Origin of the sequence: Klebsiella sp. RC2 (genome assembly GCF_014192815.1) — a bacterium.
Classification (GTDB): domain Bacteria; phylum Pseudomonadota; class Gammaproteobacteria; order Enterobacterales; family Enterobacteriaceae; genus Klebsiella; species Klebsiella variicola.
Window position 1 is genome coordinate 303,052 of sequence record NZ_JACHYL010000002.1, and the last position, 12,670, is coordinate 315,721.

General features: G+C 57.6%; 11 protein-coding genes. 9 read left to right on the forward strand and 2 right to left on the reverse strand.

The annotated features are described in order from the left end of the window. Positions 1-18: 18 nt before the first annotated feature. Positions 19-1,350: an MFS transporter gene (locus tag FHW76_RS06315; protein WP_012542385.1), complete on the reverse strand. Its 1,332-nt coding sequence runs from the start codon at positions 1,348-1,350 to the stop codon at positions 19-21. A gap of 419 nt (positions 1,351-1,769) precedes the next feature. On the opposite strand from FHW76_RS06315, the gene FHW76_RS06320 reads away from it, so the two are divergent. The 6 genes from FHW76_RS06320 (at position 1,770) to FHW76_RS06345 (ending at position 8,512) form a co-directional block, all read left to right on the forward strand. Beyond that, positions 1,770-2,693: a LysR substrate-binding domain-containing protein gene (locus FHW76_RS06320; RefSeq protein WP_012542386.1), complete on the forward strand. Its 924-nt coding sequence runs from the start codon at positions 1,770-1,772 to the stop codon at positions 2,691-2,693. A gap of 73 nt (positions 2,694-2,766) precedes the next feature. Further along, positions 2,767-3,426: a transcriptional regulator CecR gene (cecR, locus tag FHW76_RS06325; RefSeq protein WP_008805760.1), complete on the forward strand. Its 660-nt coding sequence runs from the start codon at positions 2,767-2,769 to the stop codon at positions 3,424-3,426. Next, complete coding sequence (gene hlyD / locus FHW76_RS06330; protein ID WP_008805759.1) at positions 3,426-4,421, forward strand: secretion protein HlyD; 996 nt, start codon at positions 3,426-3,428, stop codon at positions 4,419-4,421. Before cecR ends, hlyD begins: the two co-directional genes overlap by 1 nt. Continuing rightward, a complete protein-coding gene (locus FHW76_RS06335; protein WP_046882362.1) occupies positions 4,414-6,153 on the forward strand; it encodes an ATP-binding cassette domain-containing protein in 1,740 nt (579 codons plus the stop codon). The genes hlyD and FHW76_RS06335 overlap by 8 nt, the downstream gene beginning before the upstream one ends. Beyond that, a complete protein-coding gene (locus FHW76_RS06340) occupies positions 6,143-7,276 on the forward strand; it encodes an ABC transporter permease (protein ID WP_008805757.1) in 1,134 nt (377 codons plus the stop codon). Before FHW76_RS06335 ends, FHW76_RS06340 begins: the two co-directional genes overlap by 11 nt. A gap of 129 nt (positions 7,277-7,405) precedes the next feature. Next, positions 7,406-8,512: an ABC transporter permease gene (locus FHW76_RS06345; protein WP_012542389.1), complete on the forward strand. Its 1,107-nt coding sequence runs from the start codon at positions 7,406-7,408 to the stop codon at positions 8,510-8,512. Here the strand turns inward: FHW76_RS06345 and FHW76_RS06350 are convergent. Next, positions 8,474-8,884, reverse strand: a complete 411-nt coding sequence (locus tag FHW76_RS06350) for a YbhQ family protein (RefSeq protein WP_012542390.1) — start codon at positions 8,882-8,884, stop codon at positions 8,474-8,476. The two genes, FHW76_RS06345 and FHW76_RS06350, sit on opposite strands and share 39 nt — an antisense overlap. A 131-nt stretch (positions 8,885-9,015) precedes the next feature. Here FHW76_RS06350 and FHW76_RS06355 point away from each other — a divergent pair, with 131 nt between their 5' ends. From FHW76_RS06355 to FHW76_RS06365, 3 genes are read left to right on the forward strand one after another with little or no spacing between them, the layout of a single operon-like run. Beyond that, positions 9,016-9,777 carry an endonuclease/exonuclease/phosphatase family protein gene (locus FHW76_RS06355; RefSeq protein WP_008805754.1) on the forward strand — a complete coding sequence of 254 codons (762 nt, stop codon included), beginning with the start codon at positions 9,016-9,018 and terminating at the stop codon, positions 9,775-9,777. Beyond that, a complete protein-coding gene (gene clsB / locus FHW76_RS06360) occupies positions 9,774-11,018 on the forward strand; it encodes a cardiolipin synthase ClsB (protein WP_008805753.1) in 1,245 nt (414 codons plus the stop codon). Before FHW76_RS06355 ends, clsB begins: the two co-directional genes overlap by 4 nt. Continuing rightward, positions 11,015-11,980 (forward strand): YbhN family protein, encoded by a 966-nt coding sequence (locus tag FHW76_RS06365; protein WP_023322254.1) that lies wholly within the window; start codon positions 11,015-11,017, stop codon positions 11,978-11,980. Before clsB ends, FHW76_RS06365 begins: the two co-directional genes overlap by 4 nt. Positions 11,981-12,670: the final 690 nt, after the last annotated feature.

The window sequence follows — 12,670 nt, forward strand, 5'->3', positions numbered from 1 at the left end:
TAACAGGATATATTTCCGTTATTGTGGTTCATCGAGGAAAAGAATCACCACCAAACCAATGGCGGCGCAGATACCAAAATAGGTAAATACAGAATTAAAACTCCCGGTTTTATCAAGTAAGAAACCGGCTGCCATCGGCGCGACAAATCCACCGAGGTTGCCGCCGCTATTAATTATGGAAGAGGCGATTGGATAGGTTTTGCTGTCCGAAACGGCCATACCGTAGGCGGTAAAAGCCGGCCAGCCGATATTCAAACAAAAACCGACAAAAAATAATCCAATACAGACCGCCAGGGTGCTTGCCGGGATATTCAGCATAATTAACATCATGACCACCGTTGACACGGCAGTAAACATCATGGTGGGTTTACGTCGGCGGCCCAGGACTTTATCTGAAATCCACCCGCCGCCAATCGCGCCAATAAAGCCGCCGATGCACGGCATACTGGCCACGAAACCCATACTCATTACATCAAAGCCACGCTCTTTGACTAAGTACAGCGGGATCCAGGTTAATAATCCGTACAGCACGCTAACCATCATAAAATACGCCAGGCAGTCACCGAGAATATTTTTTGAGGTGAATAAGCCTTTCGCCGTATCAATTGGCGCCATCTTCTTTACCCGAATGATTTTATCCAGCCAGGTGAATCGATCGGCAATTAATATATTTTCGCGTACGCTATTATTATGACTTTCACGCCCGGCATTAATCTCTGCCAGTTCACTTTGTGAAACAAATCCGCTTTCTGATGGCTTTGACTTCACCAATAGATACCAGGCTATCGCTGCCACAATCCCGGGTATCGCGAAGGAGAAAAAGACCCACCGCCAGCCCCAGGTCACCGCAATCCACACCGCCAGCGGCGGGACAATAATCGGCGCAAACATGGTCGCCGCGATGTAAACGCCGGTTGCTGTGGCTTTCTCTTTTGGTGGAAACCAGTTATTTATGGTGGAAGCCAGCCCCACCGGGCAAGGCCCTTCGCTTAGCCCCAGTCCCAGCCGCACCAGCTTCAGGCCAAACACGGAGCTCACCGTGCCCATCAGCCAGGTAAAGGCGGAGAAGCCGAAAATGGACAGCGAAACCAGCCCCCGGGTACCGCGTTTGGCGATGAAAAAACCGGCCGGGATCTGGCTTACCGCATAGCCGAGGAAAAACATACTGGCGATGGCCCCGGCTTCAAAATTATTGATATGAAACTCATCAATGATAAACGGCAGAACCGCGCCAATATTGGTTCTGTCGGCGTAATTGATGGCATACACCAGGAAAATCATCGTCAAAACCACGAAACGATATTTCGTTTTCCTGGCGTCAGTACAGACTAGTGTATCTATACGTGACATAGGGTTTCCTCATCTTATACCTCATCCACTTCGCTGCCCGTTGCCGCTTCGGATCACCGCGTTTTCACTTTCCATACAGCAGCAAAAGATAAATATCTTTTCGCTCAGCTAAACAGGTGGTTAGGTGTTTTATAATGGCGATCTCAACGCATCGCCGTTTGTGATCAGGCCTGTGAGAGGAATATAACAACCCCAAAATGAAACGGTATTCAAAAAACCTCAATTATGATTGAGAAAAATTGAGTTAGTGACTTCCCGCAAATTTTTAGTTTTTACTGACACGCGCGCTTTTAACGAGATAAATTGTTAAGCCCATCACAAATTAAAATCATTTTTTTCCTTTTCCCTATGCTGGCTATCACGACTGCGCCACGCTGTTCGCTATTTTCTTTTAGAAACGCCCAGCCCAGGATGCTGCCATGAGTCAACCGCTGCCCAATAAAAATTTGCCGATGCCCTCTTTACGCAATATCCAAGCCTTTATTGAAGTCGCCGCTACCGGCAGCCTCAACCTGGCCGCAGAGAATCTCAATATTACCGCCTCGGCGGTCAGCCATCAGATAGCCAGCCTGGAGCACTTTCTGGGGAAAAAACTGTTCTCCCGCAGCAGTAAAGGCGTCATGTTAACGGCGGTGGGAGAAAAATATCTCAAAGAGGTCTCCGGGGCGCTGAATATGATTGGCCAGGCCACCAGCCAGGTGATCAATGATATCCATCAGGATTATTTACGTATTCACTCGGCGCCGAGCTTCGGCCTGCTGTGGTTGATGCCTCGCCTGGATAAATTTCGCCAGGCGTGGCCGGAGTTAAAAATCAGCCTGACCTGTTCCTACGAAAGCATCCAGTTCTCCCGGGATAATATTGATATCGATATTCGTCACGGGCTATCACAGTGGCCAACGCTGTTGGTCAGAACCATTAAAAATGAGTGTGTCCTGCCCTACAGCGCAGCGTCTTATTTAGCCAGCCATCCTGTGCATGCGGTGGAAGATCTGCTGGCCTGCGATCTGATCCACTCCGACAGCACCTTAATTAACTGGAGCAGTTGGCTGTCGTGGCACAAGGTCCGCGGCTGGCATAAAAACTTCATTTTTAATTTCGACCGGTCGTACATGAGCATCGAGGCGGCCAGAATGGGGATGGGCGTGATCCTCGAAAGCAATCTGCTGGCCGGCGGGCACGTGCGTCAGGGGCAGCTGACGCCGGTATTTGACGACGAGCGGAGTATGCCGGTCGGCGCGCACCACTTCGTTCTTCCCCATGCCAATGAACAGAAGGAGAAGGTCCAGCGTTTCTTCGCCTGGGTCGCCGGGGAGCTGAAGGAGGAAGGGTTCCATATTTGATCCCGGCTGGTGGACAAACCGCCGATCGAGGCCTAAAGTTAATCAATCGATTGATTAACTTTTACCGAGCGCGATGACCAGTAAAGGCGAACAGGCAAAAAATCAGCTTATCGCGGCCGCTATCGCCCAGTTTGGCGAGTATGGTCAGCATGCCACCACCCGCGATATCGCCGCCCAGGCCGGGCAGAATATCGCCGCTATCACCTATTATTTTGGCTCGAAAGACGACTTATATCTCGCCTGTGCCCAATGGATCGCCGATTTTATCGGCGACAATTTTCGCCCACAGGCCGAAGCGGCGGAGGCCCTGCTCGCCGGGAAGTCGCCGGATCGCCAGGCAATACGCGCCCTCATTCTCAACGCCTGCCATAACATGATCCTGCTGCTGACCCAGGATGATACGGTCAACTTAAGCAAATTCATTTCCCGTGAGCAGCTGGCGCCGACCGCCGCCTACCATCTGATCCACCAGCAGGTGATCGCCCCCCTGCACCACTATCTCACCCGGCTGATTGCCGCCTGGACAGGCCGCGATGCCGGTGATACGCAAATGATCCTCCACACCCACGCCCTGCTGGGCGAGGTGCTGGCTTTCCGTCTTGGGCGTGAAACCATCCTGCTACGCACCGGCTGGACGCAGTTTGACGCGCAAAAGACCGAACAGATTTTCGAGGTCATTACCTGTCATATCGATTTCATTCTGCATGGGTTATCGCAAAGGAGTTTGGGCTGATGAAAAAACCCGTCGTCGTCATTCTGCTGATCGTGATTCTTCTCGCCGCGCTGGGCGGCGGCTGGTGGTGGTACCAGAGCAGCCGGCAGCAGCCGCTGACCCTGTATGGCAATGTCGATATCCGCACCGTCAACATGAGCTTCCGCGTCGGCGGCAGACTGGCTTCGCTGACCGTCGACGAAGGCGACAGCATCCGCGCCGGGCAAACTCTCGGCGAGCTTGATCGCGCGCCGTATGAAAATGCCCTGCTGCAGGCCCAGGCCAACGTCTCTACCGCCCAGGCACAGTATGACCTGATGATGGCCGGCTACCGCGCGGAAGAGATTGCCCAGGCCGCAGCGGCGGTGAAACAGGCGCAGGCCGCTTACGACTATGCGCAAAACTTTTATCAGCGCCAGCTCGGGCTGCGCGCCAGCAGCGCGATTTCCGCCAACGATCTGGAGAACGCCCGCTCCTCACGCGACCAGGCGCAGGCAACGCTCAAATCGGCGCAGGATAAGCTGCGTCAGTATCGCGCCGGTAACCGCCCGCAGGAGATTGCCCAGGCCAAAGCCAGTCTGGAACAGGCGCAGGCGGCGCTGGCCCAGGCTAAACTGGACCTGCACGATACCGTACTCACCGCCCCTTCCGACGGTACGCTGATGACCCGCGCCGTCGAGCCCGGCACCATGCTCAACGCCGGCGGCACCGTACTGACGCTTTCGTTAACCCATCCGGTATGGGTCCGCGCCTATGTTGACGAAAAAAACCTTGGTCAGGCGCAGCCGGGACGTGAAGTGCTGCTGTATACCGACAGCCGGCCGGATAAGCCCTATCACGGCAAAATCGGCTTTGTCTCGCCAAGCGCTGAATTCACGCCGAAGACCGTTGAAACGCCGGATCTGCGTACCGACCTCGTTTATCGTCTGCGTATTGTGGTGAACGATGCCGACGGCGCCCTGCGCCAGGGGATGCCGGTGACCGTCTCCTTTAACCACGGGAACGGACATGAGTGAGGCCATCATTGCCTTAAACGGTCTGAGCCGCCGTTTTCCCGGAATGGACAGGCCAGCGGTGGCGCCGCTCACCTGCACGATCCACGCCGGCTACGTCACCGGGCTGGTGGGGCCCGACGGCGCGGGGAAAACCACCCTGATGCGAATGCTGGCCGGTTTGCTCAAGCCTGATGAGGGCCGCGCCAGCGTGATCGGCTTCGACCCGCTAAAAGACGACAGCTCCCTGCACGCGGTGCTCGGCTATATGCCGCAGAAGTTCGGCCTGTATGAAGATCTGACGGTGATGGAAAACCTGACCCTGTACGCCGACCTGCGCAGCGTCACCGGCGAGGCGCGGAAGAAAATTTTCGACCGTCTGCTGGAGTTCACCTCCCTTGGCCCGTTCACCGAACGGCTGGCAGGCAAGCTTTCCGGCGGCATGAAGCAAAAGCTGGGGCTCGCCTGTACCCTGGTGGGCGATCCGAAAGTACTGCTGCTGGATGAGCCCGGCGTCGGCGTCGACCCTATCTCGCGCCGCGAGCTGTGGCAGATGGTGCACGAGCTGGCCGGCGACGGCATGCTGATCCTGTGGAGCACCTCCTATCTCGATGAAGCGGAACAATGCCGCGACGTGCTGCTGATGAACGAAGGCAAACTACTCTACCAGGGTGAGCCGACGGCGCTGACGCAAACCATGGCCGGGCGCAGTTTCCTCGTCTCCAGCCCACAGGAAAACAACCGCCGTCTGCTGCAGCGGGCGCTGAAACTGCCGCAGGTCAGCGATGGCGTGATCCAGGGCAAATCGGTGCGCCTGATCCTGAAAAAGGACGCCCGCATTGAGGAAGTCCAGCAGCATGGCGACATGCCGCCGCTGCAGGTGGCCGATACCGCGCCGCGCTTTGAAGATGCGTTTATCGATCTGCTCGGCGGAGCGGGAACCGCCGAATCGCCGTTGGGAGCGATTATCCATCGTGTTGACGGCAGCAAAGACGAAACGGTCATTGAAGCCCAGTCGTTAACGAAAAAGTTTGGTGATTTCGCCGCTACCGACCACGTCGATTTCCAGGTTAAGCGCGGTGAAATTTTCGGCCTGCTCGGCCCCAACGGCGCCGGGAAATCCACCACCTTCAAAATGATGTGCGGCCTGCTGGTGCCCACCTCCGGCAAAGCGCTGGTGCTGGGGATGGATCTTAAGGTCAGCTCTGGCAAGGCGCGCCAGCATCTGGGCTATATGGCGCAAAAATTTTCGCTGTACGGCAACCTCAGCGTCGAGCAGAACCTGCGCTTTTTCTCCGGCGTCTATGGCCTGCGCGGCCGGGCGCAAAATGAAAAAATCGCCCGAATGAGCGATGCCTTTGGCCTGAAAAGTATCGCCCGTCACGCCGCCGACGAGCTGCCGCTCGGCTACAAGCAGCGGCTGGCGCTGGCCTGCTCGCTGATGCATGAGCCCGATATTCTGTTTCTCGATGAACCAACCTCCGGCGTCGACCCCCTCACCCGCCGCGAGTTCTGGCTGCATATCAACAGCATGGTCGATAAAGGGGTGACGGTGATGGTGACCACCCACTTTATGGATGAGGCGGAATACTGCGACCGTATCGGGCTGGTTTACCACGGTAAACTTATCGCCAGCGGCACCCCGGACGCGCTGAAGGCCCAGGCGGCGGATGACAGCCAGACGGACCCGACCATGGAGCAGGCGTTCATTACCCTGATTAACCGCTGGGATAAGGAGAATAGCCATGAGCAATAGCATTCTCTCCTGGCGGCGGGTCCGCGCCCTGTGCGTCAAAGAGACCCGGCAGATCGTCCGCGATCCCAGCAGCTGGCTGATCGCGGTGGTGATCCCGCTACTCCTGCTGTTTATCTTCGGCTATGGCATTAACCTCGACTCCAGCAAACTGCGGGTCGGCGTATTGCTGGAGCAACAGAGCGAAGAGGCGCTGGATTTCGTCCATACCATGACCGGCTCGCCCTATATCGACGCCACGGTCAGCGATAATCGCCAGCAACTGATTCAAATGATGCAGGCCGGGCGCATCCGCGCCATGGTGGTCATTCCGGTGGACTTCGACCGCCAGATGGCCCGCGCCGGCGCCGACGCACCGCTGCAGCTCATCACCGACGGCAGCGAGCCCAATACCGCCAACTTCGCTCAGGGCTACGTGGAAGGTATCTGGCAGATCTGGCAGCAGCAGCGGGCGGAAGACCGCGGCGAAACCTTTGAACCGCTGATCGACGTGCAGATGCGCTACTGGTTTAACCCGGCGGCTATTAGCCAGCACTTTATTATCCCCGGCGCAATTACCATCATCATGACCGTGGTCGGCGCGATCCTGACCTCGCTGGTGGTGGCGCGCGAATGGGAGCGCGGCACCATGGAGGCGCTGCTGTCGACGGAGATCACCCGCGCCGAACTGCTGCTGTGCAAGCTCATTCCCTACTATTTCCTCGGCATGCTGGCGATGTTGCTCTGTATGCTGGTGTCGGTATTTATTCTCGGCGTGCCCTATCGCGGCTCGCTGCCGATCCTGTTTGTCATCACCAGTCTGTTTTTGCTCAGCACCCTGGGGATGGGGCTGCTGATCTCAACCATTACCCGCAACCAGTTTAACGCCGCGCAGGTGGCGCTGAATGCCGCGTTTTTACCGTCGATTATGCTGTCCGGGTTTATTTTCCAGATAGACAGTATGCCGGCGGTGATCCGCGCGGTGACCTACGTGATCCCGGCGCGCTATTTCGTCAACACCCTGCAAAGCCTGTTTCTGGCGGGCAATATTCCGGTGGTGCTGCTGGTGAATGTGCTGTTTTTGATTGCGTCGGCGGTGATGTTTATCGGCCTGACGTGGCTGAAAACCAAGCGGCGTCTGGATTAGGTTTTGCCCGGTGGCGCTGCGCTGACCGGGCCTACGGTTTAACCAACATCGATTATACGGTTCGCCGATCCCCCAGGCCGGGCAAACGCAGTGCCGCCCGGCGTGGTTGAATGGGCCAAAGGAGCAATTATGTTTCACCGTTTATGGACATTGATCCGCAAAGAGCTGCAGTCGCTGCTGCGCGAGCCGCAAACGCGGGCAATTTTAATCATGCCGGTGCTGATTCAGGTATTGTTGTTTCCCTTTGCCGCGACGCTGGAGGTGACCAACGCCACCATCGCCATCTACAACGAAGACAGCGGCCGCCACGCGGTGGAACTCACTCAGCGCTTCGCCCGCGCCAAAGCCTTTACCCACGTCCTGTTGCTGAAAAGCCCGCAAGCTATCCAGCCGACCATCGATGAACAAAAAGCCCTGCTGGTGGTACGCTTCCCGGCGGATTTCTCGCGTAATCTCGACAACTATCAAACCGCCCCGCTGCAGCTCCTGCTCGACGGGCGCAACTCCAACAGCGCGCAAATCGCCGCCAACTACCTGCAGCAGATCGTAAAAAACTATCAGCAGGAGCTGCTGGAGGGGAAAGCGAAGCCGAACAACAGCGAACTGGTGGTGCGCAACTGGTACAACCCGAATCTCGACTATAAGTGGTTCGTGGTGCCGTCGCTTATCGCCATGATCACCACCATCGGAGTGATGATCGTGACGTCGTTGTCGGTGGCCCGTGAGCGCGAACAGGGTACCCTCGATCAGCTGCTGGTCTCGCCCCTCGCCACCTGGCAAATCTTCGTTGGCAAAGCAGTGCCGGCGCTGATCGTCGCCACCCTGCAGGCGACTATCGTGCTGGCGATTGGTATCTGGGCCTATCAGATCCCGTTTGCCGGCTCGCTGCTGCTGTTCTATTTCACGATGGTGATTTATGGCTTATCGCTGGTGGGCTTCGGTTTATTGATTTCATCGCTGTGCGCCACCCAGCAGCAGGCGTTTATCGGCGTGTTCGTCTTTATGATGCCGGCGATCCTGCTTTCGGGCTACGTTTCACCGGTGGAAAATATGCCGCAGTGGCTGCAGGATCTGACCTGGATAAACCCGATCCGCCATTTTACCGATATCACCAAGCAAATTTATCTGAAGGATGCGAGTCTGAAGATTGTGTGGGGAAGTTTGTGGCCGCTACTGGTCATAGCGGCCACCACCGGCTCAGCGGCGTATGCGATGTTCCGAAGAAAGATTGCGTAGTTTTTTATCTTTCGCCAGCAGCGAGACCACCGCCGGGCCTGCCAGTATCACCAGCCCGGCGAGGGCCAGCAGCAGGTTGTTGTGCAGCACGCGCGACAGCAGCCACAGCGCTATCATGGCCGCGCCAAAGTACCAGGTGGTGGTGAGCTCCTCAAGGAAGTCTCCCACATCGCGCCAGCGCGCCTCGTGGTGACGCTGCAAAAACAGCATCGCCAGTAGCGTGACGCTATAGAGGACGCACAGCCCCAATCCGACGCGCACCAGCGCGCCGCTCATCCATCCCATCACCAGCACTGCCACGACCAGTAGATGCAACATAATCTGCCAGCAACTAAGACCTGTTGCGACGCGTACACGTTGTTGCCACTTCATGGCTTCTCTCCTGAAGGATTTTTCTCTGCTACTCAGAGTACCGCACTTTACGGAAAATTCCGTAACACCGCATCTTTTTGTGACGTCTACTACACTATTTTATTCAGGAAAGTGACATTTACTGGAGAATTATGGCTGAGCCAACGTCGGGATTTTCGTTGAACGTGCTGACAATTAACACCCATAAAGGCTTTACGGCGTTTAATCGGCGTTTTATTTTGCCCGAGTTGCGCGACGCCGTGCGCAGCGTCAGCGCGGATATTGTTTGCCTGCAGGAAGTGATGGGCGCTCACGAGGTTCACCCGCTGCACATCGAGAACTGGCCAGATACCACCCATTATGAATTTCTCGCCGACACCATGTGGAGCGATTACGCCTACGGGCGCAACGCAGTCTATCCGGAAGGCCACCACGGCAATGCCGTACTGTCGCGCTTTCCCATTGAATACTATGAAAATCGGGATATTTCAGTCGGCAACGGCGAGAAACGCGGTCTGCTTTACTGCCGCATCGTGCCGCCAGAGAGCGGCGTGACGATCCATGTGATCTGCGTTCACCTGGGTTTACGCGCCGACCAACGGCAGGCGCAGTTGACCATGCTGGCAGAATGGGTCAATACCCTCCCCGCCGGTGAGCCGGTGGTGGTGGCCGGGGATTTTAACGACTGGCGTCAGCAGGCGAATCAGCCGTTAAAAGCGCAAGCCGGGCTGGAAGAGATCTTTACCCGCGCCCGCGGACGGCCGGCGCGTACGTTTCCGGTCAGTTTTCCGCTGCTGCGCCTCGATCGTATTTATGTCAAAAACGCCCACGCCAGCCACCCGAAGGCGCTGGCCCTCAAACAATGGCGGCATCTGTCCGATCATGCGCCCCTTAGCGTGGAGATACACTTGTGAAATGTCGTTGGCAGGAAGGCAACCGCATTACGCTACTGGAGAACGGCGACCAGTACTATCCGGCGCTGTTTGCGGCTATTGGTCGCGCCAGCCGGCGGGTGATCCTCGAATCCTTTATCTGGTTTGAAGATGAGGTGGGCTGGCGGCTGCACGCGGTGCTGCTGAAAGCCGCCCGCCGCGGTATTCAGGTGGAGGTGCTGCTTGACGGCTACGGCTCGCCGGATCTCAGCGATGAGTTTGTCGGCGAACTGACCGCCGCCGGGGTGATTTTTCGCTACTACGATCCGCGCCCTAAGCTGATGGGGATGCGCACCAACCTGTTCCGTCGGATGCACCGTAAAATCGTGGTGATTGACGACACCACCGCCTTTGTCGGCGGCATCAACTACTCCGCCGAGCATATGAGCGACTACGGCCCGGAGGCGAAACAGGATTATGCGGTGCAGGTCGAGGGGCCGGTGGTGCTTGATATTCTCCAGTTCGAGCTGGAGAACCTGCCCAACAGCGAAACCGCCCGCCGCTGGTGGCGCCGCCGTCGCCACCAGCCAGAGATCAACCAGACTCCCGGCGAGGCGCAGGCGCTGTTCATCTGGCGCGACAACCAGGATCACCGCGACGATATCGAACGCCACTACCTGAAGATGCTCACCAGCGCCCGCCGGGAGGTGATCATTGCCAACGCCTATTTCTTTCCCGGCTACCGCCTGCTGCATGCGATGCGCAACGCTGCGCGACGCGGCGTGCGGGTCAAGCTGATCGTCCAGGGCGAGCCGGATATTCCGATTGTGAAGTTTGGCGCCCACCTGCTCTATCACTATCTCGTTAAGGGCGGGGTGCAGATCTACGAATATCGCCGCCGTCCGCTGCATGGCAAGGTCGCCCTGGCGGATGACCACTGGGCCACCGTCGGGTCGAGCAACCTGGATCCATTGAGCCTGTCGCTGAATCTGGAAGCCAATCTGATTATCCACGACCGGGTGTTTAACCAGACGCTGCGCGATAACCTTAACGGGCTTATCGCCAGGGATTGCCAGCGGATCGATAAAACGATGCTGCCGAAACGCAACTGGTGGCGGCTGGGCGTCAGCGTGATGGCCTTCCACTTTCTGCGCCACTTCCCGGCGTGGGTCGGCTGGCTACCAGCCCATACGCCGCGGCTGGCCAGGGTCAGCCCGCCGGTGCAGCCGGAGATTGAAACCCAGGATCGTGTCGACTCACAAACCAGGGATAATCCGCTATGAGCAAATCGCATCCCCGCTGGCGGATGGCGAAAAGAGTACTTACCGTGCTCTTTTTTATCGCGGTGATCGTCCTGCTGGTGATTTACGCGCAAAAAGTCGACTGGCAGGACGTGTGGAAGGTGATCCGCGGCTACGATCGGCTGGCCTTGTTTAGCGCCATTGCGCTGGTCATCGTCAGCTATCTGATCTACGGCTGCTACGATCTGCTTGGCCGGGCCTATTGTGGGCATAAGCTGGCGAAACGCCAGGTGATGCTGGTGTCGTTTATCTGCTATGCCTTTAACCTGACGCTCAGCACCTGGGTCGGCGGGATCGGCATGCGCTACCGGCTGTACTCGCGGCTGGGGCTCAACGGCGGCACCATCACCCGTATTTTTTCATTAAGCATTACCACCAACTGGCTGGGCTATATCCTGCTCGGTGGGGTGATATTTACGGCGGATCTGGTGAAGCTGCCGCCGCACTGGTACATCAGCCAGACCACTCTGCGCATTATCGGCGGGGTGATGCTGATCCTTACGCTTTGCTATCTGTTCGGTTGCGCGTTTGCCAAACGCCGTCACCTGACGATTAAAGGCCAGCGGCTGGTGCTGCCCTCCTGGCGCTTCGCGTTGCTGCAGATGGGGATTTCGGCGGCGAACTGGATGGCGATGGGGGCGATAATCTGGCTGCTGTTGGGCAGCGAAATTAACTATTTCCTGGTATTAGGGGTGCTGCTGGTGAGCAGTATCGCCGGGGTGATCGTTCATATTCCGGCCGGTATCGGCGTGCTGGAGGCGGTGTTTATCGCCATGCTCTCCGGAGAGGAGATTTCGAAGGGCGCGATTATCGCCGCCCTGCTCGCCTGGCGCGCGCTCTATTATTTCCTGCCGCTGCTGCTGGCGACGGTGGCTTATCTGCTGCTGGAGAGTCGGGCGAAAAAGCTGCGGCAAAAGAACCAGCGTAAGCTGGCCCGCGAATGACACGGCCAGGTCGCGCTGCGCTTGCCGGGCCTGCGGGGTGTGAGCCTGTGAGAGGATCTTGTAGGCCGGGTAAGGCGCCAGCCGCCACACGGCAACATCACGGGAACCGTGCCTGATATCTCGCCCGGCGGCGCTGCGCTTGGCAGGTCTAAACGCCAGCCGGACGGTTCCCTCTCCCTCCGGGAGAGGGACAGGGTGAGGGGAAGCACTGCGGTGTGGTTGTTTATATTATCTGTGGCTTCAGCGTAGTTTGCGCTCCCGGTTAGTCTTCTGCGTTATGTCTCTTATGGCGCAGGGAGCGCACAGGGGGCGGCCAGTCGCCGCCGCCCCCTGTACCCCCGGGCTCCGGCCAGCAAAATCGCCACTTCGTGGTGCCTTCGACTTATCCCTGCAGGCTTCGGGTCGGGCCGAGGCAGCGTCCCTGCAAAACACGGCCCTCAGCCCGCATCCATGCGGGCTGCCCCGGCCTTCCGGGAACGTCTCAGCGATTTTGAGGCCGTCAGCACCGGCAGTTTCAGCAAGAAAGGTGAATAAATTAACGACAGGTCGCACGCACCGTAGGCCGGATAAGCGTAGCGCCATCCGGCACAAGACGGGTATGGCGTCGGAGGTATCCTGCCCGGCGGCGCTGCGCATGCACGGGCCTAAACGCCAGCCGGATGATTCCCTCTCCCTCCGGGAGAGGGCCAG